The 24431-nt window shown below is 42.4% G+C and carries 24 protein-coding genes and 2 pseudogenes; 6 read left to right on the plus strand and 20 right to left on the minus strand.

Going from position 1 to position 24431, the window contains the following annotated elements; all coding sequences use genetic code 11:
• Positions 1-15 precede the first annotated feature (15 nt).
• Together bioA and bioD are read right to left on the minus strand one after the other, a co-directional pair.
• Positions 16-1377: an adenosylmethionine--8-amino-7-oxononanoate transaminase gene (bioA, locus tag CE058_RS04865; protein ID WP_163140646.1), complete on the minus strand. Its 1362-nt coding sequence runs from the start codon at positions 1375-1377 to the stop codon at positions 16-18.
• Positions 1370-2086: a dethiobiotin synthase gene (gene bioD / locus CE058_RS04870; protein ID WP_353618129.1), complete on the minus strand. Its 717-nt coding sequence runs from the start codon at positions 2084-2086 to the stop codon at positions 1370-1372. The genes bioA and bioD overlap by 8 nt, the downstream gene beginning before the upstream one ends.
• Before the next feature lie 98 nt (positions 2087-2184).
• Here bioD and CE058_RS04875 point away from each other — a divergent pair, with 98 nt between their 5' ends.
• A complete protein-coding gene (locus CE058_RS04875) occupies positions 2185-2766 on the plus strand; it encodes a biotin transporter BioY (RefSeq protein ID WP_163140648.1) in 582 nt (193 codons plus the stop codon).
• 68 nt (positions 2767-2834) lie between these two features.
• Here CE058_RS04875 and CE058_RS04880 read toward each other — a convergent pair whose 3' ends face one another.
• A complete protein-coding gene (locus tag CE058_RS04880) occupies positions 2835-3887 on the minus strand; it encodes a tetratricopeptide repeat protein (protein ID WP_163140650.1) in 1053 nt (350 codons plus the stop codon).
• Between the two features lie 185 nt (positions 3888-4072).
• Here CE058_RS04880 and CE058_RS04885 point away from each other — a divergent pair, with 185 nt between their 5' ends.
• Both CE058_RS04885 and CE058_RS04890 read left to right on the plus strand, forming a co-directional pair.
• A complete protein-coding gene (locus CE058_RS04885; protein ID WP_163140652.1) occupies positions 4073-4576 on the plus strand; it encodes a DinB family protein in 504 nt (167 codons plus the stop codon).
• 269 nt (positions 4577-4845) lie between these two features.
• Positions 4846-5685 (plus strand): isocitrate lyase/PEP mutase family protein, encoded by an 840-nt coding sequence (locus CE058_RS04890; RefSeq protein ID WP_163140654.1) that lies wholly within the window; start codon positions 4846-4848, stop codon positions 5683-5685.
• Positions 5686-5811: 126 nt separating this feature from the next.
• Here CE058_RS04890 and CE058_RS04895 read toward each other — a convergent pair whose 3' ends face one another.
• Both CE058_RS04895 and CE058_RS04900 read right to left on the minus strand, forming a co-directional pair.
• Positions 5812-6294, minus strand: a complete 483-nt coding sequence (locus CE058_RS04895; protein ID WP_286167881.1) for a DUF3231 family protein — start codon at positions 6292-6294, stop codon at positions 5812-5814.
• A 251-nt stretch (positions 6295-6545) separates the two neighbouring features.
• Entirely contained in the window at positions 6546-7010 is a 465-nt protein-coding gene (locus CE058_RS04900) for a hypothetical protein (RefSeq protein WP_048008518.1), read from the minus strand.
• A 132-nt stretch (positions 7011-7142) separates the two neighbouring features.
• On the opposite strand from CE058_RS04900, the pseudogene CE058_RS04905 reads away from it, so the two are divergent.
• A pseudogene (locus CE058_RS04905) lies at positions 7143-7508 on the plus strand (Rrf2 family transcriptional regulator); the annotation flags it as partial.
• A gap of 265 nt (positions 7509-7773) precedes the next feature.
• Here CE058_RS04905 and CE058_RS04910 read toward each other — a convergent pair.
• The 11 genes and pseudogenes from CE058_RS04910 to CE058_RS04960 form a co-directional block, all read right to left on the minus strand.
• On the minus strand, positions 7774-8727 hold the full coding sequence (locus CE058_RS04910) for a branched-chain amino acid ABC transporter permease (RefSeq protein WP_163141137.1): 954 nt from the start codon (positions 8725-8727) through the stop codon (positions 7774-7776).
• A 41-nt stretch (positions 8728-8768) separates the two neighbouring features.
• Positions 8769-9638, minus strand: coding sequence for a branched-chain amino acid ABC transporter permease (locus CE058_RS04915; protein ID WP_163140656.1), 870 nt, complete (start codon positions 9636-9638; stop codon positions 8769-8771).
• 20 nt (positions 9639-9658) lie between these two features.
• Complete coding sequence (locus tag CE058_RS04920; RefSeq protein ID WP_163140658.1) at positions 9659-10363, minus strand: ABC transporter ATP-binding protein; 705 nt, start codon at positions 10361-10363, stop codon at positions 9659-9661.
• Positions 10341-11114: an ABC transporter ATP-binding protein gene (locus CE058_RS04925; RefSeq protein WP_163140660.1), complete on the minus strand. Its 774-nt coding sequence runs from the start codon at positions 11112-11114 to the stop codon at positions 10341-10343. The genes CE058_RS04920 and CE058_RS04925 overlap by 23 nt, the downstream gene beginning before the upstream one ends.
• A 38-nt stretch (positions 11115-11152) precedes the next feature.
• Positions 11153-12355 carry a substrate-binding domain-containing protein gene (locus CE058_RS04930; protein ID WP_483297532.1) on the minus strand — a complete coding sequence of 401 codons (1203 nt, stop codon included), beginning with the start codon at positions 12353-12355 and terminating at the stop codon, positions 11153-11155.
• A gap of 29 nt (positions 12356-12384) precedes the next feature.
• Positions 12385-14231, minus strand: a pseudogene (locus CE058_RS04935) (6-bladed beta-propeller).
• Positions 14228-15238, minus strand: a complete 1011-nt coding sequence (locus CE058_RS04940; protein ID WP_163140663.1) for a 3-oxoacyl-ACP synthase — start codon at positions 15236-15238, stop codon at positions 14228-14230. Before CE058_RS04940 ends, CE058_RS04935 begins: the two are co-directional and overlap by 4 nt.
• The gene (locus CE058_RS04945) at positions 15238-15654 is read right to left on the minus strand and encodes a MaoC family dehydratase (RefSeq protein ID WP_163140665.1); all 417 of its coding nucleotides are present in this window, start codon (positions 15652-15654) and stop codon (positions 15238-15240) included. The genes CE058_RS04940 and CE058_RS04945 overlap by 1 nt, the downstream gene beginning before the upstream one ends.
• Positions 15655-15658: 4 nt before the next feature.
• Positions 15659-17140 (minus strand): o-succinylbenzoate--CoA ligase, encoded by a 1482-nt coding sequence (locus tag CE058_RS04950; protein WP_163140667.1) that lies wholly within the window; start codon positions 17138-17140, stop codon positions 15659-15661.
• Between the two features lie 14 nt (positions 17141-17154).
• A complete protein-coding gene (locus CE058_RS04955; protein ID WP_163140669.1) occupies positions 17155-17757 on the minus strand; it encodes a TetR/AcrR family transcriptional regulator in 603 nt (200 codons plus the stop codon).
• 167 nt (positions 17758-17924) lie between these two features.
• Entirely contained in the window at positions 17925-18815 is an 891-nt protein-coding gene (locus CE058_RS04960) for a Vgb family protein (RefSeq protein ID WP_163140671.1), read from the minus strand.
• 441 nt (positions 18816-19256) lie between these two features.
• Between CE058_RS04960 and CE058_RS04965 the strand changes: the two genes are divergently transcribed.
• Positions 19257-20513 carry a dicarboxylate/amino acid:cation symporter gene (locus tag CE058_RS04965; protein WP_163140673.1) on the plus strand — a complete coding sequence of 419 codons (1257 nt, stop codon included), beginning with the start codon at positions 19257-19259 and terminating at the stop codon, positions 20511-20513.
• 61 nt (positions 20514-20574) lie between these two features.
• Here the strand turns inward: CE058_RS04965 and CE058_RS04970 are convergent, their stop codons facing one another.
• From CE058_RS04970 to CE058_RS24695, 4 genes are all read right to left on the minus strand, one after another.
• On the minus strand, positions 20575-21219 hold the full coding sequence (locus CE058_RS04970; protein WP_163140675.1) for a hypothetical protein: 645 nt from the start codon (positions 21217-21219) through the stop codon (positions 20575-20577).
• A gap of 201 nt (positions 21220-21420) precedes the next feature.
• The gene (locus CE058_RS04975; protein WP_163140677.1) at positions 21421-21765 is read right to left on the minus strand and encodes a GIY-YIG nuclease family protein; all 345 of its coding nucleotides are present in this window, start codon (positions 21763-21765) and stop codon (positions 21421-21423) included.
• Between the two features lie 17 nt (positions 21766-21782).
• On the minus strand, positions 21783-22538 hold the full coding sequence (locus CE058_RS04980; RefSeq protein ID WP_163140679.1) for a DUF2087 domain-containing protein: 756 nt from the start codon (positions 22536-22538) through the stop codon (positions 21783-21785).
• 225 nt (positions 22539-22763) lie between these two features.
• Complete coding sequence (locus tag CE058_RS24695; protein WP_204260516.1) at positions 22764-22910, minus strand: hypothetical protein; 147 nt, start codon at positions 22908-22910, stop codon at positions 22764-22766.
• Positions 22911-23435: 525 nt separating this feature from the next.
• Here CE058_RS24695 and CE058_RS04985 point away from each other — a divergent pair.
• Positions 23436-24242: a cupin domain-containing protein gene (locus tag CE058_RS04985; protein ID WP_163140681.1), complete on the plus strand. Its 807-nt coding sequence runs from the start codon at positions 23436-23438 to the stop codon at positions 24240-24242.
• The last annotated feature ends 189 nt before the right edge of the window (positions 24243-24431 follow it).

Genomic DNA, 24431 nt, shown 5'->3' on the forward strand with positions numbered 1-24431 from the left:
GGGGGCTGTTTCTAATCAAACAAACGAATTTTCTTTTTCAGTCACAGCTACAATTGAATCTTTCATGATTTGAATCATTTTCCTGATCTGATCATCAGTACTTGCCAGAGGCGGCAAAAAGACAATTACATCCCCAAGCGGTCTAGTCAGCATGCCCTTTTTTCTCATTTCCAGTGTTGAATGGTACCCCATTCGGCTTTCCCATGGGAAAGGCTTCCCTGTTTCTTTATCCTGAACCAGCTCAATGCCGCACATCAGTCCCACTTGGCGGATGTCTCCTATATGTTTGAGGCTTTCTAATGCAGCTAATTCAGATTGAATGACTTCTGCTTTTTTGGCTGCCTGTTCGACAAGGTTTTCTTTTTCATAGATTTTCAAGTTAGCCAAGGCGACTGCACATCCGAGCTGATTGCCTGTGTAGGAATGCCCATGGAAGAAGGTTTTCATTTCTTCATATTCCCCATAAAACTCCTGATAAATTTCCTCTGTCGTAAGTGTGGCAGCAAGCGGAAGATAACCGCCTGTGATCCCTTTCGCAACGGTCATGATATCCGGCTGAACGCCTTCATGCTCGACTGCAAACATCTTTCCTGTTCGGCCAAAGCCTGTCGCTACCTCATCCGCAATTAGAAGGATGTTAAATTCACGGCAAAGCTCTTCCACCCCTTTAAGATAGCCAGCAGGCATGACATTCATGCCGCCTGCTCCCTGGATAAGCGGTTCGAGTGTTATGGCTGCAATTTCTTCATGATATTCCCGGAAAATGGCTTTCAGCTCTGTTAATGCCCTTTCTTTAACCTCTGCTTCACCTGAATAGGGACTCCGGTATTGGAGAGGAAAAGGAGCTTTTAAGGTTTGAAACATTAAGGATCCATACACGCGGTGGAATAAATCAACATTCCCGATACTAATGGCTCCAATTGTATCTCCATGATAATTGTTCGTGAGCGTGACGAATTTCTTTTTCTTATGTTTTCCTTTATTTTGCCAATATTGATAGGCCATTTTGATGGCGATTTCTACGGATGTTGCCCCGGAATCAGAATAGAATACCCGCTGCAGATTTTCCGGTGTAATCTCGATAAGCTTCTCAGCAAGCCGGATAGCAGGTACATTCGCTGCTCCTAAAAGTGTGGAATGTGCGATTAAATCAAGCTGCTCCATTATCGCCTCATTCAATTCCTTTTTCCGGTGGCCGTGCACATTTAGCCAAAGTGAGGAGTATCCATCCAGATATTCCTTCCCATTCATATCCTTCAGAATGATCCCTTCTCCGCTCTCAATGATCAGCGGATCTCTCTCATAGTCTGTCATTTGTGTAAACGGAAGCCATAAATGCTTCCTGCTGCTTTCTAACAGATTTGCCTGCTCACTCATTACTGTCCACCTCCATCAGCTTTGAAAATAGATGGTCAAGCATGTCTGAATCACCAAAGGCGGATAATGGATTTTCTAAATAGGGGATCATCCCTAAAACAGGAACCCTGGTCATAAGCTCAATCATTCGTATGTTGTCCTGCTCAACCTTTGTATCCTCTTTTGTCATCTGATTCATGATAACGCCGATCACATTTATTCCTTCTTGTTTTAACCTTTCAGCGGTCAGAACGGTGTGGTTGATTGTGCCTACCCCGGTCCTTGCCACCATCACAACTGGGGCGGACAGTTCTCTCATTAAATCAACCATGCTGTATCCATCGTCCCTTAAAGGAACGAAGACTCCGCCAGCACCTTCTATTAATACAAATTCATTCTCCCTTGACAGCCGCTGATAATGCTCAATGATCTTATCAATCTCGATTTCTATTTCCTCTTCCCTTGCGGCCAGATGCGGGGAACATGGTTTTTTTAAAAGATATGTAGTGGAAGCAGCTAATTCCGGATTGGCCAATTTATAAAACTCGACATCAGGTGCGCAAAGCACGCCATCAATGATTTCAGCACCACTTTGCACAGGCTTATATGCAGCCGTCTGGATGCCTTTCTTTTTTAAATACGCTAAAAGAAGAGCGGCAGCTGTCGTTTTTCCTGCATCAGTATCTGTGCCTGTAATAAAGAGACTTCTAATAACTATTCCTCCTTTTATATGTTAACCATATTTACAAATAAGTTAACATATGAGAATATTATATTCAACTTATTGTTAACCTAAAATATTTTTGGTTAACGCAAGAGGAGGTTCATATGAAAGATTTAAAGACTCAAGATTTGGTTCTTTGCGGTCTTTTTGCGGCTTTGATGGGCGTGGGCGCAAATCTATCCCCATTTCTCATGATCGGGAGTGTTCCTATTACTTTGCAGCTTCTCATTGCTATTTTAGCCGGGGCAGTGTTAGGAAGCAGAAAAGGATCCATTGCTATGCTGGTCTATGTGTTTGTCGGTTTAATAGGTGCACCTGTTTTTGCACAGTTTAAAGGAGGGCCTGCCCAGTTATTAAGCCCGACCTTTGGCTTTGTGCTGTCTTTTGTGGCTGTTGCTTATGTTGCTGGAAAATGGGTTGGGGATTCTCAACTGATTAATCCAAAGCAATATTTTATGGCAGGAACTTTAAGCCTTTTTTGCAACTACATAATTGGAACCAACTGGATGTATTTTGCTCTTCTGCTTTGGGCAGATGCACCGGCAGGATTTAGCTACGGTATGGCCTGGGGCTGGATGCTTGCCTATTTTCCTCTCGACCTTGCTGTAACAGCTTTGTCCTTTTTCCTTGTTCCAAGACTAAAACAGGCACTTAGAAGGACACATCATCTTAACACCGAGATGTGACAGTCCTTAAAAAAAGCCTAATGAGCAGTATTAAATTACCGCTCATTAGGCTCCTCATTCATGTATTTTCAGTTCACATACTCATTCGCAAAAGCATCATCCACCCTGAATAGGACGGTATATGGATGGGTGTCATTAAAATAATAAGCAGTCTCTCCCCTGTGTTCCGTTACATCAATCATCTCAGGCATATCCCGTAATTTTACCCTGAGTCTTTCTATGGATTTGATAAAGGTGCTCTTTTTTACCTCCCCTTCACGCCCCGTTCTTCCGAAGAAGTCGCGCATGGTGATTCTCGTACTTGGTTTTTCTTTGCTTGAGCACAGCATGAAATGTCTGATCATATTGGCATCGGTTGGAGTGATGATGGCATCCTGACCATTAAATAATAGTATATTTTCACGGTCGTTAAAGTACAGGACCAGCTCACCTGCTTCATTGTTTTCAAAGAGGTGTTCGCAAGCATCCTTTGAACAGGTTTCCGTTTTATTTTTGGTCATTTTGTAGAAGGCGTGGTTATGCAGGTAGGTTTCATTGGCTGATAATGCTTCAAATAATGGGGACAGCTCTGCGTTCGGGAGCTGATCCGGATATGGGAGTTTTCCCATCGTTTCATAGGTCTCGCCCGCAATATGCAGCCCGCTGTTGGCCAAATACATATGGGCGTGGAGCTCCTGCTGCTGATTGAGGCTGTAGCTTGGATCACCTGAGAGCTGCTGACTTAGGGACTGCTGAAAATAGCGGACAGCTGAACCGTATTTGCCATGTTTATAGGCGAGGCAGCCAAGACGGTAATACGCTATTGGAAGCTTTTGTTCCACTCGAATTGCCTTGAGGAGTGACTCTACCGCATCCCCGTCATCTCTGAAGTGATTCATTTTTAAGTAGGTTCCATATTTAATAAGATGGGATAGCAGCAGTTTTTTCGTTTGCTGAAGGGCGTTGTCATAATAGGGGCCATTATTTCTGGCGAGATTTGTAAGCTTTTTATACATCGTTTCATAGAGGGTCACCAGCTGCATGTAATAGCCGTAATCGCTTTTTTCCCCATTTTCATGAAGATCATGTTCCAGCTCTTCCAGCGCGTCCAGGGTTAAGTCTTTTATCTTTAAAGTTCTCATCTTTACACCCCATTCTTTAAAACCTGACACTTTTCACTATATAGAAATCAGCGGCCAGTTTCGCGCGAAGATTGTCGAATGAATTGTGAAAATTATGTAACATTTATAACCATAATCATAAGATGGACCCTTGAAAAATACGAACAAACGTTTTATAATTTATCCCATGAACGGAGGGATACTCTATGTACGTTACAGTCACAGATTTTATTAAAGAATGGAATAGAGAAGCAATGCTGACGCAAAAAGTACTGGACAGTTTAACAGATAACTCTTTAAAGCAGCAGGTCTATCCTGAAGGACGCACCTTAGGGCGAATTGCCTGGCATTTCACCACGAATATTCCTGATTATTTATCTCATTTCGGAGTAAAAATGCAGAGAGCTGAAAATGAAGAAAATAGCCCCTCTTCTGCCAAAGAAATTGCGGATACATTTAAAAAGCTGAGTGAGGAAGCGGCACTGGCGATCGAACAGCAATGGTCAGATGACTCATTGAGCCAGACACAGAAGGCATTTGGAAGAGAGGAAACCAATGCTCAAATTTTGATGGGCTTAATTAAACACATTGTGCATCATCGCGGCCAATTAACCATTCTCATCCGCCAGGCAGGATTAAAGCCTTTTGGGGTTTATGGTCCGTCAAAAGAGGATTGGGTTAATTTAGGCGTTACAAATCCGCCGCAGTAATACGCTCGAGATTGCCGAGCGTTTTTCTTGGTTTCTGGATAAATGGCTATCTAAGCAGCGCTCTCCACTTCCCTTTTTTCAAAGTGAGATCTTAGGGATCATCCAGAGTTTTCAAGCCCTCCGAACATCTACTTAAGAGGGCATCCACAGCGGCTTCAGTTGAGAAATCAATATGCACTCCATATTTCTATAATGAATTATTTAGCCTTTACAATAGAAAATGAAGCAATAAGATACTTTAACCAAAATAGGAAAAGGAGCTTAATTCTATGAGTAGCAAAGAACAATCATTAAAGGCAAATACTTTTCACCGCTTACATCAGCAATCATCCACCCTTGTTTTGCCAAACGCATGGGATGTAATCAGTGCAAAGATGTTTGAAGAATGCGGCTTTAAAGCGATTGGAACAACAAGTGCCGGTATTGCTGCTTCTTTGGGGTACTTGGATGGGCAAAGTATGCCTCTTAACAAAATGGTTGAAACGATTGAAAATATCGCCAAATCAGTAAATGTTCCTGTAAGCGCAGACATTGAGGCAGGTTATGGAGTGACTGTTGAAGAAGTTTTAGAGACCGTAAAAGCAGTAGCTGCTGCTGGAGCTATCGGGATAAATCTGGAGGACGGTACAGGTGATCCTAACAGTCCAATATTTGATATTTCATCTCAAGAGGAAAAAATAGCAGCTATCAAAGAACTTTCGGAATCCAGCAATATGCGGTTATTTATTAATGCACGAACAGATCTATTTTGGTTAAAAATTGGGGATTCTTCAACGCGTTTACAAGAAGCTGTAAAACGGGCAAAAGCCTATCAGGATGCAGGGGCAGATTGCATTTTCATTCCTGGCTTAGCTGATAGGAAGAGTATTAAAAAAATAAGAGAGGAAATTTCTTGTCCTATCAACTTATTGGTTGACCCAGAGATGCCTTCTTTATCAGAGCTATCTGAGATCGGAATCGAAAGGCTAAGCTGTGGATCCGGACCATTTAGAGCGACCTTAACCTATTTACGGTCTATCGGTGAAGAGATTGTAAACAACCAGACCTTTCATCAAATGACAAATGGCAATGTTCTTTCTTATAGAAAGTTAACTGAATTCATTCAATAAGAACTTGTAATTCCCATCAACAAAATGATGAATGTCAAGAAGCCGATTTTCCTATAATCATGAAATCGGCTTTTTGTTCACTCTCACAATTTTTCGGGAATGTTTCAGGCTGTTTGACTCAAATGATTAACTATCAATTGACCTATTGGCTACCGGCGGTTCATTAAGCCAGTTTTTCCGCACCAATAACTTAAACCCTTGCTCTGAATAGCTTTCTACCTGATCAATTAATTCCTTTAGACTTTTCACATGACTTTTTTTATAACTTGAAACCACAGCAGTTTGCAGATTGCCTATTCCGATAGGGTTCAAAAACATGATTAAGTTAGCCATTAGTTTATCTGAAAATGGGGATTTATTCACCTTATATACGTGAGCCTCCAGTCCAGTGGTTGTCGGCACTCCGTTTTCTCTGTATATTTTTGATAAAACATCAACTTGATGGTATGACAATTTGGTTCCATCCTCTAAAAAACTCTTTGTATCTTCATCCATTGCGACATCCGAAAAAGCAGTACATAAAGCTAAACCAACATTATTACATTGAAAGGAACCAAACATACTTTCTAATTCAACAGCATTAAGCGGCCTCTGCTGGGTTGATGCCACTTTGAATAACTTGCTCTCTCTGTCTTCAGCATTTTTGTATAAAAAAACCTGTTTTGCAGTAAACTTTTTTGCTCCAGCAAATTTAAAATAGAAATATCAATTTGAATTAACTTATCGAGTATTTGGGACGGTTAAGTCTGTATATTGAAAATTATTTCTTTTCTTAGTTTGTAATTGAACATGGTAATTATTCATTATACAGTGACTAAACAGCTTACTTAAAGTGCTTAACAATAAGATGGCTGCCCTGGTTAAAATGGTTCGAAGTGTTTTTTTCTTATTATCTTCATTAAAATAACGCCCACACTGACACCTGGTATAACGCACAATATCGGAAGCCAAATAGGTCCTAATAGTACTCCAAAAAGCTTAAAGGTAGAGGAATACATACACCCCACTGTAACAAAGTAAGCTGAAGACACAAACGGTAGAAAAGAATAACTGTTTTTCCCTCCTCCTGCATCTTTAAAAGAATCCCACATCGCAAAGAAATACAAACAAGGGTAAAACATGAGCCACAAATAATCAGTTTCTGCTATTGCCTTCTCAATATCTCCATGAAAACTAGAAATAATGACCCCGTTGAAATTCGCTTGTACATTTATAAGGAACTCTAAAAATACAATAACCATTCCCTTTATCAATTTTCCATTTAAAAATTGCCCAAAACCAGGAAGTGCAATACTCCATAATAGTCTTTCTATAGATGTCTCCATTCTATTCAAGCTCCTTGCCATGTCTCTTATATGTGTCCATTTAAAGAGCATCCATCTATTTATTGACTGAAGTTAACATTCACTATAACTCAGCACCACACTTATTAGTATGTAAGCACACTTCTCAAACTAAAGATATTCAGTAAATTATCTAAGAACGAAATTGTTAGTTCAGTTCCTGGAGTTAAGGGTGGTTATAAACTCGCTAAATCTCCAGAAGAAATATCTTTTTGGGATGTAATTGAAGCAGTTGAAGGTCCCAAGCCAATTTTTCAATGTAAAAACATTAAAGATAATGGTTATTTGTATAGAGAAAATATCTGCTCTTCAGGTACCTCCTCCTGTACCATCAATTTAGTTATGCTCTCAGCCGAAGAAAAAATGCGTGATTTCCTGCGCAGTAAAACACTTTCATGGTTAAATGAAGAGCTGGATCGTGTCTTGCCAAATCAAACACGTGAAGAAACCCGGAAATACTTTTCCAAGAACAGCCTATAGTACCAGCCTCTCCTGAAATTCCTTGATTTTGATGGAGAGGTTTATTCTTTTTCTATGTTCTATTGATAACTATGACCGCTTCCATAGCCTGATCCGCATTGGATTTATCAGCTCTCACACCAGCTTAAGAACGTTTTTTCACAACATTAAAGATCATGGTTTGATATTAACCCCCCGTCAATATCCCGAAAAAAATAGGTGTTTTTGCAATTAATAAAAAACCTTACCCATGATGGCAAGGTTTCCAGAATCTTCTTATCCCACACTATGCAGCCCTCTCTATTTCCCTTTTCTTCTTCTCCCTCCTCCCCTTTTTCAACGTGAACTTTTTAATAACTCCTGCCAAGCCGGAAGGGAACCCAAGGAGCACCACTATATATAAGAATCCGAGGATAATCGTCCATCGTTCAAAGATGGGGAAAGTCATCGCAAGCTCAGAAAGATAATGTCTTAAAAACTCGATGATCCCTGCTCCTGCTATGGCACCAGCCAGGGTTCCCATTCCCCCGATCATCGTCATTAAGAGAGCATCAAGGGTAACTTCAATAGAAAAGACATTGGTATTAATGAACCGTAGTGACACTGCATAAAGTGCGCCGCTTAAGGAAGCTGCCACTCCGGCCGTTACGCTGGCAATCAGTTTATAATGAAGTATTTGATACCCCAGTGCTTCTGCCCGATCTTCATTCTGGGAAATGGCTTTTAACACTTTGCCAGTGGACGATTCTGTAAAAAGCTTCAGCAAAATAAAAACAATGGCTACACTAATAAGTGTAATGTAATAGAAAGAAGTACGGTCTTTGAATACGTCAGGCACACTGAAGGTAAAACCGTCTCCACCATGCGTCAGCCCCCTCCACTTCTCTGCCAGTACAAGAAACAGCTGTGATACAGCCAGTGTCAGCATGGCATAAAAGTGGCTTTTGAGCCTTAGTGATAGTAAACCAATGATATAGCTAACCAAAGCGGACAGGAGGATGCCGATAACTAATCCTATTAAAAAGTTTGGCAGAGTTGCATCCAGCTTATTAAAAATAAGGGCCGTGCTGTAAGCGCCAATCCCAAAGAACATACAATGACCAAAGGAAACAATGCCGGTATAACCTAATAGAATATCGAAGCTCATCGCAAAAATAGCAAAAATGAAGATTTGCGTCAGTAAAATCAGAGTGCTCCGAGAGTCGTTTACAAAGGGAAACAGAAGCATGAACAGCAGAATCGCTAGCCCCCAATACAGCGGCACTTTATGAAATACCCCTCTCATACGGCACTCCCCTTTTCTCCCAGCAGCCCTGTTGGTTTTACTAATAAAACGATGGCCAATAGGAGCATATTCAATGCCAATGACAAATCAGGAATATAATAAGCCATAAACGCACCCGCTACTCCTACGATCAGGGAAGCCAGTGCCGATCCCTGCAGGCTGCCCATCCCGCCAATGATGACCACAATGAAAGCAAGTATGGCGTACTGCATGCCCATTTCCGCAAAAACCACACCAGAATAAGGAGCCAATAGCGCTCCGCCTAAAGCAGCCAATCCAGCACCGAGCAGGAAAACGAATGTAAAAAGTCCCTTTACATTGATTCCGAGCGCCTGAACCATTTCCTTATCCAGCACTCCAGCCCTGATCATAAGTCCAATCTGCGTACGGCTGAGCAAAAGCCATAATGCCAGATACAGCAGCAGTCCAACAACGATTACAAATACACGGTATTTAATGATGATGATTCCATCAAACTGATAGCTCCCTTCAAGCCACGCTGGCAGGTTTACCCTTATCGGGTTTGGCCCCCAGAAGATTTTGATGCTTTCCGATAATACCAGCATCCCGCCTAATGTAATCAGCAGCTGCCGGACATGATTCCCATAGACAGGTCGGATCAGGAATCTCTCCAAAACCCAGCCCAAGACCATTCCAACAGCAACTGCACCCGCTATCGCTATTAGAAAACTGTTTGTTTCTTTAAAGATCCACGCTCCTGAAAAAGCGCCCCAGACGAATAACCCGCCATGGGCGAAGTTCAATACACTCATCAGTCCAAAGATTAAGGTAAGTCCAGCAGCCAGAAGGAATATCAAAAGCCCTGTTGAAACCCCATTGACCAATAAATTAATAAAGACTTCCATTTCCAGCCCCCCTTCACTGCTTACGCGATGCCTAAGTATTTCTGGCAGGTATCCTTGTCTTCCTTCAGATCCTGCATCCAGCCATCATGGACTATTTTTCCGTCGTCCATAATGTAAAAGTAATCGCCAATCTCGCTTGCCATCAAGAAGTTCTGCTCCACAAGCAGAATCGTCGTTTTTTCTTTCATTTTCAAAATTGATTCCATGAGTTTTTCAACCATAATGGGTGACAGTCCTTTACTTGGCTCATCAATCAGAAGCAGTCCATCTCCATTGATATACGCCCTGGCAATAGCCAGCATCTGCTTTTGACCGCCGGATAGCAATCCGCTTTTCTTCCGCCAAAATTTTTTCAAATCCGGGAAGAGCTCCAGCATCCACTCCATTTTTTCCTCTGTCTCACCTGTGCTCTTTGCCTTGGCCAGATTCAGGGTTTCTTCTACTGTCAGCGCACTGAACATCCCCTGATTTTCCGGCACATAGCCGATTCCTTTTCTGGAGATCAGGTGGGTAGGGATTCCGCTGATCTTCTGATCGTGATAATGCACGGAACCCGTGGTGGATGGGTTAAAGCCCATGACGGTGCGCAGTGTTGTCGTTTTGCCTGCACCATTTCTCCCGAAGAGAACGGTGATGCTTCCCTCTTCCACAGACATGGACACACCCTGAAGAATGTGATATTGACCCAAATAGGTCTCCAGATTATCCAATTTTAATAGACTCACGGTGCAAGCCTCCTAAATATGCCGTCTGAACTCTTTGATCCTTAATAATTTCCTTCGGGTTGCCGCTCGCCAGGAGCTCTCCATTGAATAGCACCACAAGGGTATCGGACAGATGCATGACCATTTCCATTTTGTGTTCGATTAAGACAATCGTGTACATGCCTTCCTTCTTAATGTTCTCAATCACTTCCAGAATGGCAGGGATCTCTTCAATAGATATGCCTGCTGTCGGTTCATCGAGAAGAAGCAGTTCTGTTTTTAGAGCCAGCAGCATGGCCAGCTCCAGTTTTCTTTTTTCCCCGTGTGCCAGATCCTGTGCCAGCACATCTTCTTTGCCGCTTAGCATGCACCTCTCCATTGCCGCTTTTGCTTCATCCTGCTGGCGGTTCATGTACGAAAGCCTTGGAAAGATTGAGTAGTAATCTTTACTTGATGATTGGATGGCCAGTCTGATATTTTCGAGCACCGTCAGTTCCGGAAAAATATTGGTGAGCTGGAAGGAACGTCCAATGCCTCTTCTCGCCCGTAAGGGTACAGAGAGCTTAGTTATATTGTCTTTCTTAAAATAAATCTCTCCCTTTGTTGGAGCAATCTGGCCGCTCAGCAGGTTAAAGAGAGTGGTCTTGCCGGCCCCATTTGGACCGATAATCGAAGTCAGCTTCCCTCGCTCTATTTCCATGTTCACATCTTTTATGACATCATGCTCGCCAAAGGAAACAGATAGGCTTTTGGTTTCCAGAATATTTTCCAACTTGGCTCACCTCCTATATATCTAACTATTCTGAATTTTTATTTGTCATTTCGGATTGGCGGCTCGGTTTCTTCCATATTCAATTCCCTGATCAGGACCGGCACCGGATGATCCACACCATCCTGTTCCTCCAGGGTTACAGCGTACAGGGACTGCAATGCCTGATGATCCTCAGCCCGGAACTTCATCGTTCCTTTCGGTGTCTCAAACTCCATGTTTTCCATTGTGGTGATCAGGCCGTCCACATCTTTATCACCTTCTGTTTCCTTCAGGGCCTCCACAATGGAGATGGCAGCTGTCATTCCGCCGGCTGTAAACAGGTCAGGAATCTCACCGTCAAATTTTTTCTTATGCTCTTCCACCAGCCAGTCGTTCACTTCATTATCCGGCAGGGTGTGATAGTAAATGGAAAAGCCGCTCATGCCAATTAGAGAATCCATCGTCTTTAAGGAAGCAATATCCTGCGCCGCAGTGGAAATTTTAATTCCCTGCTCCTCCAGCTGCATATCCTTTAACTGTTTCCATGGGGCATTGGATCCTGCCCAGACGATATAAAGGTAATCAGGCTTTTCATTTATGATGCTTTGAATATTCGCTGTGAAATCAGTGGAATTCGGGTCTGCATACTGTTCATTCACAATGGTGGCACCAAGCTTCTCCGCTCCTTCTTTAAAAGCAGCGATTCCTTCCCGTCCATAAGCATTATCCTGTGCGAAGGTCGCGATTTTGACATCTTTTTCAGCGATTGCAGCTGCACCGGCAACGGCATCCTGAGACGAATTTCTTCCAGTCCTGAAGATATACTTGTTCCAGTTCTGGCCGGTGATGCTATCAGCAACCGCAGGCTCCACCACCATGATTTTTTCGTATTCTTCAGCGAGCGGCAAAACGGCCAGTGTGTCACCTGAGCTTGATGAACCCACTAAAAAATCCACTTCATCCTCTTCCAGAAGCTTGGTTGCTTTTCTTACGGCCACATCAGGCTTTGTTTCCGTATCTTCCACAATGAACTCGACCTTTTTGCCCGCTACTTCATTGGATCCCTCGGTTGCATAATCGAGCCCCAGTTCAAATCCGGCAACCGTCTGCTTTCCGTACGTCTCGAGTGGACCGGTTAAGGAGGCTAGAACACCAATTTTAACCGTTTCTTCTTCTGAACTTGCTGTGTCTCCGGAACATCCAGTAATGAATAAAAGAGTGAGTACGATTAAGAGAGTAAAAACAGACTTAATGCCTTTCACCTTACACTTCACTTCCCATTCCCCCTTTTTTAATTTTCTTTTCTAAAGAACTGAATTTTATGAAGCAGCCCGTCTCAACAATGATATTCCCGCTGCTGTCTATATCAAGACCCTGAGGTGAAAAGAAATGTCCGTCTTCGCCGCTGAAAGATCCAAACTGCTCTATGAATCTGCCATTTTCATCATAGACATTCATGCGGTTGTTGGAAGTATCTGTAACATATACACGATCCTGTTCATCAATGGCAATGCCTGTGGGCAGAAACAAATCACCCGGTTCTTCGCCCCAATTCTCTAATGGATCCAGGTGGCCGGCTCCTCCGTTTGTTCCCCATTTCGTAATAAACTGGCCATTGTTATCAAATTTCTGAACACGATTGTTGATTCGGTCAACTGCGTACACATTGTCTTTAGAATCGATCGCCAGCTGCATCGGCTGAAAGAATTCACCATTGCCAGTTCCTTTTCTGCCCCATTCCTTCATATACACGAAAAAGGAATTAAACTTTTGGATCCGATTGTTTTCAGAGTCTGACACAAAGATATTGCCTTTGCTGTCAACTGCCACACCGCTTGGGAATTGGAAAAAGCCGCTTAATGTTCCTAAAGATCCATAGGCTGTGAGAAAGGTTCCAGAATTAGAGAACTTTTGAATGCGGTGATTCACTGAGTCTGCCACATATACATTGTCATACCGGTCAACTGATATTTGTCTCGGCACAAAAAATTGACCTGCATAACTGCCGTATCCAAAAGGTCCGCCTGTCCCGTACATGCTTCCCCATTTGCTAACCAGACTTCCGCTTGCATTATACTTCAGGATTCTATGATTAAAGGAATCAGAAACAAACACATTTCCCTTTGAATCGCTTTGAACATCGTAAGGCCCTGCATATTGTTTGTCACCATACCGGCCTAATCCGATTGTCATCTTATACGAGATGCTCAATCCTATTTCTTTGTAGACTTCAATTCGGTTATTACCTGTATCGGTAATAAATAAATCTCCATCTCCATCCGGAAGCACCTGGTTCGGATACACTAAATTAGGGAAAATTCCTGTTGTATAGAGAAACCGGTCAGAAGAGTCGAATTTCATGATTCGGTTGTTATAAGTGTCTGCTACATACAATGCCCCAGAGCTAGGCTCAAAGTTAATTCCCCTTGGATGGTAAAACTGATAAGATCCTAATCCAGGTTCAAGCCCACCTATTTTTCGCTTGAAGCTTCCATTCTGATCAAATACCTGTATTCGATTGTTGTACGTATCCGCTACATAAACTTCACCACTATTGTTAATGGCAATGCCTTGCGGCAGAGCCATCTGGCCATTGGCTTTTCCATACGAACCAATTGTTAAGAGATACTGCCCTTCGGAATTATACTTTTGAATCCGGTGGTTAAATTCATCTGTAATGTAATAGTTGTTCTGCTGATCTATCGCAATTTCTCTAGGAAAGCCAAATTGATTATTCCCTTCCCCTTTAGTTCCCCAGCTTTTTATAAATTTGAATTGGGAATCGAACTTCTGAATTCGGTAGTTGCCTGTATCCGCCACCAGAATGTTCCCTTCTCGATCAATGGCAATGCCAAAAGGCATGTTAAATTGTCCTGGTGAATGACCGAGTGACCCAAATGTCCCTAGTATTTTTCCGGAAGAATCCATTTTCACAATCCGGTGGTTTCCCATATCTGCCATGTAAAGATTTCCGGAGCTATCTTTGGCCAGGGCTACCGGCGTCCGGAACTTGTTGGCGGGATCGGCCTCATTTCCCCAGGCATACTGAAAGTCATAGGACGCTTCTGCATTCCCGCCACCAGTGCTCCAAAGGGAAAAAAGAAGAAGGAACAGGACTATTCCCTTTATCCTTTTCATCTCTTCTCTCCTTTCCAATGAACTACAGTCGCAGCCCACGTATACCCAGTTCCCGCACTGACGGCAACCGCAATGTCCCCTGGATTCAAAAGTCTGCGTTCCTTGGCAAAATGCAGCCCAATGCATGGGTCAAGTGAAGACATGTGGCCATGGTGACTTAAGTAAATTGCTTTTTCTTCTGGAAGTTCGAGTGATTGTAAGAGTTCTTTGAACATGGAACGTTTGGTGTGCAATGGCAATAGGAGTTTCATATCTTGAGGAGAATAACCGCTTCTATGGAGTGCTTCGCGAACTACATGATCAAAATTTGCAATCGATACAGGATCAAGTCTTTCTTTCATGGATTGCGGATCCTTCACATCAATATAATGAAGGTTTTTTTCAACTGTTTCTCGGCTGGCAAAATGTCTGGATCCTCCTGCAGGCGTTCGGACATCATCATGGAAGGAGCCGTCTGTCAGGATGGCACTCCCCAGTATTTCACTCTGCGAGGAATCTCTGGTGACCAGTGCAGCAGTACCTCCATCGGCAAAGTTGAACATGAATCGTGACCGGGGATTCTCATAATCTACGATCTGCGATTCTTTACATCCCCCAACCAGCAGGATGTTTTGGATCGAATGGTCTGAAGCAATCATGTCTTTTGCTACCTTCAATGCAATCGGAAAGCAGGAGCTGACATTCATTATTTCAAACGCATAGGCATTTTTCGCCCCTAATTCATGCTGTATTTTCGGAGCGCTTGACCAGACGTAATAGTCCTTATGAGGACTGCCAAAATAAATCACAACATCGATGGACAACGGGTCAATCCCTTCGATCGCCTTCCTTCCCGCTGCAATGGCCAAGTCGGAGGCATGGAGACTATCATCTGCAACATGCTTTTGGACCAAACCGAACTTTTCAATAATCACTTGTTCGGGTATTCCCGTCTTCACAGCCAGGTCGGCTGCCGTTTCGATTCCAGGGGGGAAAAATACTCCTGTTGCATGAATTCCAATTCCCATCAGATTACCCCTCCATCTTCAGGCACCATCATCTTGGCTGTGCCTGTCAAAACTTTTGTTCCATCCTGATTGAAGCACTCTGTCAGCAGTGTCAGTATTCGCCTTTCGCTGTCAATCTCCTGAACCGTTCCTTGTGCGGTAATCGTATCGCCTATGAAAACGGGTGCCTTAAACCGGATAGTCTGTTCAATATAAATGGATCCTTTTCCGGGCAAATGCACACCCAATAGCTGAGATAATAGACTGGATGTTAAGAGGCCATGGGCTATGCGCTTTTTAAATCTCGTTTTTTTGGCGTATTCCCCGTCTATGTGGACCGGGTTGAAATCGCCGCTCAACCCTGCAAACATCACAAAATCTGTTTCTGTAATGGTTTTGCTGCAGGAGGCCTGCTGGCCGACACTATAACTGATCACCTTTTCACCCTCTAACTAAAAGTTGTGTTTTCTGTATTTTTCCCGTGGCATTTTTCGGGAGCTCGTTTAAAAATGTTACTTTCTTTGGAATCTTATATTTTGCAAGATTCCCGTGACAGTGTTGGACAACATCACCTTCAGTTAAAGCGCTTCCATTTTCTTTTACAATGAACGCTTCAGGCACTTCACCCCAAAGTGGATCAGCATTGCCAACCACCGCGACCTCGGCTACATCTCTTAATTGACTGATCACTTGCTCCACTTCAAGCGGATAGATATTTTCCCCGCCGGAAATAATCATTTCTTTCTTCCGTCCTACTATGAACAGGAACCCTTCTTCATCTGTTTTGGCTAAATCCCCCGTCAGGAGCCATCCATCTTTCAGTGCATCCTTAGTGGCATCTGGCCTGTTCCAATATTCCTTCATGATATTTGGCCCTCTCACTGCAAGCTCGCCAACTTCACCTTTGTCAGCAGCTTTGCCCTTTGAATCGATCAGCTTATATTCAGAAAATAACACCGGCTTGCCGATGGATCCTCTCTTCCTCGGTGCGTCTTCTTTTGTGAGCATAAATAGAGTAGGAGACGTCTCCGTCATTCCAAAGCCCTGTCCGAAGAGGAATCCTCTATCAAAATAGGCATCTATTAATTCACGCGGACATGGGGCTCCTCCATTATAGAACCACCTTACTGTGCTCAAATCAGCCTCTTTGAATGAAGGGCTTGTCAGCAGCGCCTGATGAATGGTCGGAACTCCCATCACAATGGTCACCTTATGCTTTTCAATCATCGTGAGCGTTTTTTCAGGATCAAACTTGCCAGGGATGACAATGGTTCCGCCTGAAAACAAGGACGGAAATGCAAAGAGCCCGATTCCCCCTATATGAAACAGCGGAAGAAGCACGATACAGCGATCCTCTGATGTTAAATCGATCGCAAGCTTATTATTCACCGCATTCCAGAACATATTGCTCTGTGTCAGCACGGCCCCTTTCGGTTTGCCAGTGGTACCGGAGGTGTAGCAGATAATGTATGGAGCTTCCTCGTCAATTGGATTCTCATTAGCAAAGCTCGTTTGAGTACCCTCGCATAAATCCTCCATAAACTCGAAGCTTTGAAGTTCGCTTTGTTCAACAAGAGAAGACGCAAACTCTGCATTTTCTTTTTCGGCAAAAATCAGCTTTGAGCCGCTGTCGTTGAGCTGGAAAACCAGTTCCTTTGCACTTAGCCGAATATTGAGCGGGACGGCCACACATTCTGCCTTTGCAATGGCAAATAGAAGGACTATGTATTCAATCCGATTGTGCGACAGAATGGCGATGCGTTCTCCTTTTTTTCCCTGCAGCTTTTCATAAATTTTCACAGCAGCTGAATCGATCATTTTATCCAGCTTCCTGTAGGACACCTTTTCGTTATCTGTTATGACTGCTGTTCGATCTGGATGTGTAAATGCCCATTTTTGGATCCAATAGGCAATCCCTTTCATCGAACTCCCCCTCTTTACTTTTTTAACCCCTGGAATATAAGTGTCATCGCCGCATCAAATGCTTCTTCAGGAACTTCTTTCTTTTCCCAATACACCCATCTCATGCCGAGGAACTGTCCAATCGACATTAAACAATATGCAACTGTCTCCTGGTCCAGGTCCTTAAACTCTCCCGCTTCAACCCCTTGAGCAAGACTCTTTAAAAATCCGTTTGCCAGCTTCCCGTAATACCAGCGGAACAGCTCCTGATCCACCACAACAGCCTGCTGGACAATGCTGTATAAATTCGGATGATTTTTGACCCAGCTGAAGAAAGCGAAGAAGCCATTTCTCTGTGCTTCCTCAAATGATGAGCTTCCTGCCATTCCTTCTTTAATCGCAATGCGCAGATCCCGGCTGTAGCTGCGGATCAGCTCATCATAAATATCTTTCTTTGAAGGAAAGTAATTATAAAAGGTTCCCTGGGCGACTTTGGCTTCCTGCGAAATATTGACGATGGAAGTTTCAAAATATCCCTTCTGCCCAAAGACCTCTTCAGCAGCTTTTAATAATTTTTCACGCGTTTCAATCCCTCTTGGCGTTAGTGCTTTTTCCTCGCTAAAGTTTTTAACTGACACCTGAATCACCTCTCAACTTTATTATAAATAATATTCTTAAAATTACAATAATAATTTTATAAATTTACATGCAAATATATAATTCCATTAGAACTGAATTAAAATAACCCCGTCCAGACTTAACGGCGGGGCTAAATAATCTATTAAGCTCTCATCAAAATTGCCTATTAATCGATTTTAATGATTTTCCCAATCCTATCACACTCCAATGCAAACCAGATGGTCTTCCCATCGCTGCTTGAAATGCCATGCGGTTCAGCATTTGGGGGTTCAAGCGGATACTCCTCAATCATCCCGTTGTCTGTAATTCTTCCAATCCTATTTGCTCCCCACTCCGTGAACCATAAATCATTGCCTGCCCCTGCTGTGATGGCATGCGGGCGGGCGTTTGCAGTTGGAATTTCAAATTCTGTGATATCTCCAGAAGTGCTGATACGTCCTATTTTATTGCCGATAATCTCCACAAACCAAAGGGCACCATCGTTTCCTTTCGTAATTCCAACCGGCCCAGAAGCAGGTGTAGGAACTTTAAACTCTGTCACTTCTCCATTTTCCGTAATTCTTCCGATGGCATTATTTTGGTTTTCTGTGAACCATAGAGCACCATCAGACCCCAGCGTGATAAATGCCGGGTACGAACCTTGAACCGGAAGAGCATATTCATGGATAGAACCATCACTCCTAATCCGCCCAATACTATTTCCATTCATTTCGGTAAACCAGATATCTCCGCTCGGCCCTTCTGTAATCCCATAGGGTGCTGAATCTGGATTGGGCAAGGGATATTCTTGAATAGTGCCTTCTTTCGTTATTCTCCCGATGTTGTTTGCCCCATTCTCGGTAAACCAGACCTCACCTTTTGATGACACCATTACACACATGACTTTTGCATCCGGTGTCGGCAGCGGGTATTCTGTCATTTCCCCATTCAATCCGATGCAGCTGATCATATTGGCTTTATGCTGTGTAAACCAGACCTCCCCCTTATCTGAAACAGCAATTCCGTATGGGCCTGTATCGCTAACTGCAAGATTTATTTCCTGTAATTTAAATTCCATTCTGCTCCCTCCGAACACCAAATTTTTTTCCAAAACAAAAAGCCTCCTATCTCGTTTTTTCCGAGACAAGAGGCAGTGCGGCACAAATAAAGACTTAAATAGGCTATTTACATCCTGTTTTCAAGTCAAAAAGCACACATATTAATCCTGTCTCAGAAAAATAATCGATAAAAAAGCCCATTCCAACACGGTTTTGGAACTGAACCTGAGGCTGCAATATCGATTTTCTCTCAAGGCAGAATTAAAAGATCATGTGCTTTTCTTCACCCTTTCGACTTTTGGATAATATCACTGTAAGATATTTACTGGTTGATGTCAAATGGTGCTTGGCCAATAGAGGCAAATCAGACAGAATATAAAGAATTATTCCATCAGCCTTCTTTTAAGCCACGATTTAATTATATAATAGAGTGTTGAATTACACAGAAAGGTTGAGACATCATGAAAAAGGTTTTTGCCAATTACAAATTAACCATCTTCCTGCTCCTCTCCATCCTCATCGGCGGAGTTGCCGGAGTGGTTTTTGGCCCGAAGACTGCGGTTGTGAAGCCATTTGGGGATTTATTCTTGAATTTATTATTTATGATCATTGTGCCGCTCGTCTTTTTTAGCATCGCTTCAAGTCTTGCGAATATGGGCGGAATGAAAAGACTTGGGAAGATTATGGCCGGGATTTTCACCGTGTTTTTTATTACGGCTGTCATTTCTGCCATCCTGGGCTTCATCGGGATTTCCATTGTGGATCCGCTGAAGAATACAGATGTCTCTGCAATTAAGAGCATTATGACGGAACCTTCTATCGATCCAGAAGCGGAAGAAATCACATTCCTGGGCCAGCTGGTTCAGGCATTCACGGTTCCTGATTTCCAGATGCTGTTCTCAAAGAGCAACATGCTGCAGCTGATTGTGTTCTCGATTTTGTTCGGACTGGCAACAGCGATGTCAGGTGAAAAAGGCAAACCGATTGCCAATCTCCTTTCATCCGGTTCAGTCGTGATGATGAAGTTTGTTGGATTTGTCATGTACTATGCGCCAATCGGTCTTGGCTGTTATTTCGCGACAATCATTGGTGAGCTTGGCCCGCAGATTCTGGGCGGATATGTCCGTGTGTTTGTACTTTATCTGATATTGACTCTTATTTACTTCTTTGGTTTCTTTACGCTGTATGCCTTTGCGGCTGGCGGTAAAGATGGCGTCAGGGTGTTCTGGAAAAATGCGATCACTCCTTCTGTCAGTGCGATTGCTACATGCTCGAGTGCAGCATGTATCCCAATTAACCTGGCCGCTGTCCGAAAAATGGGTGTTCCCCAGGACATTGCGGAGACGATGATACCGCTTGGCGCGAACACGCATAAAGATGGTTCTGTTATTGGCGGAGTATTTAAGATCGTCTTCCTGTTCAGCTTGTTTGGAAAAGACATGTCGAGCATGACAAGCATCCTTACTATCCTTGTTATTTCGTTCCTGGTTGGAGCCGTGATGGGTGCCATTCCTGGCGGCGGGATGATAGGCGAAATGCTGATCCTGAGTGTATTCGGCTTCCCACCTGAGGTGCTGCCGGTTATCGCTGTTATATCTACGGTCATTGATGCACCGGCTACCCTCCTGAATTCAGCCGGCAACACGGTATCGGCCATGATGGTCAGCCGGATTGTTGAAGGGAAGAATTGGCTGAAGGAATCATTTGCTTTAAAATAAGACCATGTGTAAAGAGCTGGAATTGACTTTGTCAGTCCAGCTCTTTTTCCATCGATACTATTTATTCTTCGATTTGCTTTTCTATTAATTCAATAACCTTTTCATCCTCGCCTGGTTCAATGGACACTTGCTTTGTATTTTCAATTATATCACTGTAAAATTTTTCTCCTGCTGGGTACTGGCCATCCCAGCGCAAAGGAACATTGTAAACATTGACCGTACCATCCCCATTTCCACTATAAGTAACGGAACCATCTGCAAGGCGGGAACCTGCTAACTGGATTACATCTTCCGGATAGCCTGCACTTGTCTCATCTTCCGGATTAAGTGGTGTACCGGCAGGGATGTACTGAACATACAATTCATCGAGATCCTGATTCGGTCCAAGCTGCAGCCAAACTCTTGCGTATTCGATTTGCTGACTGGAATACTGGGATAATGTTTTATTGTCTTCCTTATCCCCTGCACTATTTTCCGAAGCCGTACTATCTGGTTCACTATGAGCAGATCCTTCTGTTGAAGAGTCTTTTCCATCATTAGCCTCTGACTCACCTGCTGTCTCTTCAGCAGCAGATTCTAACGATGAATTGTTTTTCAAATCGTCATCATTGGCCCCCTCATTTGTTTTGCCTCCGCAACCCGCAAGCATTCCTGCCATCACCATTACTATTGCATAAAAATAAAGAACCTTTTTTGGCTTTTTCATTCGTTAATAAATTCCTTTCATAAAATATCTTAAATTAAGTTAATTTGCCCATCCTTATTTTAACAAAGATATCCAGCAATTTTCATAAAAATCCCAGATTGACACAGATTTCTACTATTCTTTCAAAAGTAGAATGCATCACAAAAAAAGTCCGATTCAAGGGAACCAGACTTAAACTGTTTCTTATTGTTGTTATTATTCCTAGTTATAACCTTTATCGCCAAATGGCTGCAGCTCCTCCAGCCACTTTTCCTCCAGCTTCCCCAGGGCTTCCTTCTCGTTGAAATACGGATCATCCTTCTTCTTCAGCTTCTCCAAAACGCTGATTTCAAAAGCCTCTTTCCCAAACTGATTCCATTCCTCCTGCAGCCCCCGATTAGGCATGTAGCCGTTTGTTTCGAGTGAAAATCTGACTCCGTTCAGGCTTTTTAAATTATTTGTGCTGCCAATGAAGATTTTATTGTTCACTGTATTTTTAATTTGATAAACCCCAGCTTCAATGGGCGTTTCTTTAAACTGCTGCTTTAATTCTCTTTTTCGTTCCATGTTAATCCCCCGTTTTTCTATTTTTTAAGCCAATACTCGCTGCCATCGGGCTTTCTGTCCAGGAATCCATAATCGATTAAATACCTTCTGATCAACGCATAATCCTCATAAATGGCCTTTAGTGTGTCGTTTAACTCTTTCTCGCCGTATTTGTGTTCGGCCTTCAGCCCACCGGCAATCTCCCGCAGCACAATCAGCCTTTGCTTCTCTCTAGGCGGAAACTTTGCAAGGGGTTTATCGGCACCCTCGGGAAAGTATTTCTTTAGGATTTTCTCCTGTTCCCCCTCTGTAATGTTGTAGCGGTCATCCACCATCGTGGCTGTTTTATGGACAGGCAGGAATGCTGGTGCGTGCTCATCCTTTTCCTTCAGCAATTCCATGATCGCCAGAAAGGTCTTCGCCTGACGTTCCTTTTCTTTTAAGGCAAAACGGTGATGGCGAATGGTCGAGGTACTCCCCATGTCCAGCTCCTTCTGAATATCCTTATCGCTTTTCCCCTGATAAAAAAGCTGCAGAAGACTTTTCTGATGATCCGTAAGCCCTGTCAGCTTCTTATCCATCGAAAGCAAATAGTTAAAAACCGAGATATGCTCCGTTTCAATATGAATGCGCATATACCGTTCCGCTTCGTAAAATCGATCTTTATATGGGTAGACAATCCCTTTTTCCGTCTTTTCCCCGCATAACAGGCAAGTGTATGTCTCTTTTTCTTCCATGTAACCCTGTTTAAGCTCCTCTAAAGAAGCGTCCCAGAATTGATTTGAAAATTCCATCGGTTAAACACACCCTATTCTTGGTAAACAAAATCAAAATTTGTTTGTTTTATAATAAACATATTAAACAAATCTTTGATATTAGTCAATGATTCTTAAACGAATTTTATATTTGTTTTCTTATTTCTAAACAAAATAGGCAGCTGTTTATCTACTAAAAAAATAAAGACCTTCAATGGAAGAAGGTCTTTTCCCAGATTAGTATTCCGGCTGTCCAAGAGAATTTTATTTATTTTCAAAATCCCTAAAGTGAATGATCTCAGATAGAATTTTGCATCCTTTTGCTTTCTTTAGCTCAATTCTTGCTTCTTCCCTGTTCTCATACTCAAACATTTGGATCCTGTCCTGTAAAAATAGTGTTAAAATCCACATATCTAATTCCTCCCTGGATATAAGATCCCTTAAAGATGAGCACGAGCCGCAGCGTCCTGAGTGCATGTAGAGGAAAAGGACTTTAATAGCTTTTTTACAAAGGTTTTCATTTTAAAAATAGATTAAAAGCAACCGTAATCAGCCAGCCAAGGGCAAAAGTAAGAGAAATATATGTACCGACATAAAGCAAAACCTCCGTCATGATTCCTCCCCCAATGATTTTGTTTTATTTTTTAGATGTGTTTATACTCGCTGCTAAGGTCTGACCTGTATTCATCTCCCTTCCTCTTAAAATAATGTCATTATATCAAGTGATTATTAAAAAAATGTCGAACAATTGGAGCTTTACCGATTTGTAAATAGAGTGTTAACTTTCTTTAATAAAGGACATGTTTGTTTTATAACTGCAAAACAGGAAATGAATTTCCCAACAGCAAAATTGGTCATACAAAATTAATAAGTACCTTCCTCTTATATGTACATAAGATAATTTATTGATAATAATTAATGAAGGGATTGAAGAAAATGTATTATACGCCCTATACGCATCAAAATCCTTATTATGCAAATGTACCAGCGCATACTTACGGAAGTGCTGCTGGTTATTGGGCTTATCCTAATGATTTGGTATTCAATTCTTATCGTTCATTTTATGGTGATAGCAGAGAAATCTTAAAAGATTATGGTTCTAACCCATTTGTTATAAATATTAATGAGGCCGCCAAACAAAACAGCACGTATCGTACTGCACTATGGACAGGAAATCATTTGCAGGTTACATTAATGAGTCTTAATGCTGGTGAAGATATCGGATTGGAAATTCACCCTGATGTGGATCAATTCTTACGTATTGAACAAGGCCAGGGGATTGTTCAAATGGGCAAAAGCAAAGATAATTTAAGTTTCCAATGGAGAATCTTTGACGACTCTGCTATTATGATTCCGGCTGGAATGTGGCACAATGTCACAAACACAGGAAATGTTCCGTTGAAACTATACTCCATATATGCCCCGCCAAACCATCCATTTGGTACCGTTCATAACACGAAGGCTGATGCAATGGCAATGGAAGAAGGTTTGGCTAATGGAAATGGGAAAACAGCAACTTTCGGAAAGACTCCAGATGAATGGGTAAGACATACGGAGTTTTTGGTAAAAGAAGGCTTGGAGGACGTTAAAAGAGGAATTAATATGACACACATTCTTCAAGAGTTTATTCTAATGGGAGTTCTTGTAGGGAAGGGGTATTCCCCTGAAAAAGCATATGAAACAGTAGAAGAATGGGAACGTACAGGAAAATCCAAACTTCTTCAGGAAAGCAAAAATATGTAGAGCAGGCGTAATTCCAACATCAGATGCTTTTGTTGAATAATGATATATATTATTTCCTGCATGCATTTAAAACTCGCCGGTCATTACGTGACGAGTTTTTTTGTTTTTTTTAAAGAAAATGACGTGTGCCAATCACACGTCATTCTTTATCCCAGTTTTCAATAAATCAACCGAAAACGGAAGCCTTTA

The sequence above is a fragment of the Bacillus sp. 22-7 genome (genome assembly GCF_010628845.1).
In the GTDB taxonomy this organism is placed as follows: Bacteria; Bacillota; Bacilli; order Bacillales; family Cytobacillaceae; genus Cytobacillus; species Cytobacillus firmus_B.

Excerpts from the sequence above, each read along its gene's own strand:
- bioA (WP_163140646.1), bottom strand. The coding sequence starts at position 1,377 with ATGAGTGAGCAGGCAAATCTGTTAGAAAGCAGCAGGAAGCATTTATGG.
- CE058_RS04875 (WP_163140648.1), top strand. The coding sequence starts at position 2,185 with ATGAAAGATTTAAAGACTCAAGATTTGGTTCTTTGCGGTCTTTTTGCG.
- CE058_RS04880 (WP_163140650.1), bottom strand. The coding sequence starts at position 3,887 with ATGAGAACTTTAAAGATAAAAGACTTAACCCTGGACGCGCTGGAAGAG.
- CE058_RS04885 (WP_163140652.1), top strand. The coding sequence starts at position 4,073 with ATGTACGTTACAGTCACAGATTTTATTAAAGAATGGAATAGAGAAGCA.
- CE058_RS04890 (WP_163140654.1), top strand. The coding sequence starts at position 4,846 with ATGAGTAGCAAAGAACAATCATTAAAGGCAAATACTTTTCACCGCTTA.
- CE058_RS04900 (WP_048008518.1), bottom strand. The coding sequence starts at position 7,010 with ATGGAGACATCTATAGAAAGACTATTATGGAGTATTGCACTTCCTGGT.
- CE058_RS04915 (WP_163140656.1), bottom strand. The coding sequence starts at position 9,638 with ATGGAAGTCTTTATTAATTTATTGGTCAATGGGGTTTCAACAGGGCTT.
- CE058_RS04940 (WP_163140663.1), bottom strand. The coding sequence starts at position 15,238 with ATGGGAATTGGAATTCATGCAACAGGAGTATTTTTCCCCCCTGGAATC.
- CE058_RS04950 (WP_163140667.1), bottom strand. The coding sequence starts at position 17,140 with ATGAAAGGGATTGCCTATTGGATCCAAAAATGGGCATTTACACATCCA.
- CE058_RS04960 (WP_163140671.1), bottom strand. The coding sequence starts at position 18,815 with ATGGAATTTAAATTACAGGAAATAAATCTTGCAGTTAGCGATACAGGC.
- CE058_RS04965 (WP_163140673.1), top strand. The coding sequence starts at position 19,257 with ATGAAAAAGGTTTTTGCCAATTACAAATTAACCATCTTCCTGCTCCTC.
- CE058_RS04970 (WP_163140675.1), bottom strand. The coding sequence starts at position 21,219 with ATGAAAAAGCCAAAAAAGGTTCTTTATTTTTATGCAATAGTAATGGTG.
- CE058_RS04975 (WP_163140677.1), bottom strand. The coding sequence starts at position 21,765 with ATGGAACGAAAAAGAGAATTAAAGCAGCAGTTTAAAGAAACGCCCATT.
- CE058_RS04980 (WP_163140679.1), bottom strand. The coding sequence starts at position 22,538 with ATGGAATTTTCAAATCAATTCTGGGACGCTTCTTTAGAGGAGCTTAAA.
- CE058_RS24695 (WP_204260516.1), bottom strand. The coding sequence starts at position 22,910 with ATGTGGATTTTAACACTATTTTTACAGGACAGGATCCAAATGTTTGAG.
- CE058_RS04985 (WP_163140681.1), top strand. The coding sequence starts at position 23,436 with ATGTATTATACGCCCTATACGCATCAAAATCCTTATTATGCAAATGTA.